This is a genomic window from Rhizobium sp. UBA1881 (genome assembly GCF_002338015.1).
In the GTDB taxonomy this organism is placed as follows: domain Bacteria; phylum Pseudomonadota; class Alphaproteobacteria; order Rhizobiales; family Rhizobiaceae; genus Rhizobium.
On sequence record NZ_DDHH01000123.1, the window covers coordinates 1 to 324 of the forward strand.

General features: G+C 63.9%; 1 pseudogene. It reads left to right on the forward strand.

Features of this window, described 5'->3' with window-relative positions:
* Positions 1 to 324: pseudogene (locus B3605_RS15195) on the forward strand (D-alanyl-D-alanine carboxypeptidase); the annotation flags it as partial.

Genomic DNA, 324 nt, shown 5'->3' on the forward strand with positions numbered 1-324 from the left:
GGCTGCAAGAGGGCTACCCGGCCTATTATCCCTACTTCGCCCAACCCGATTTCGAGTGGAACAAGATCTTCCAGCGCAACCGCAACCCGCTGCTCGGCTTCGGTCTCGGCGTCGACGGTCTGGCGACAGGCTTTGCCGAAGGCGAGGGATATTCGATCGTGGCGTCGGCCGAGCGCAACGGCCGTCGCCTGTTCATGACGCTCGGCGGCATCGCCTCCGACAAGGAGCGCACCGAGGAAGCCAAGCGCGTGCTCGAATGGGGCCTCAGCGCCTTCGAAATACGCCAACTCTTCGCGGAAAACGAGGTCATCGGCACGGCGAGCG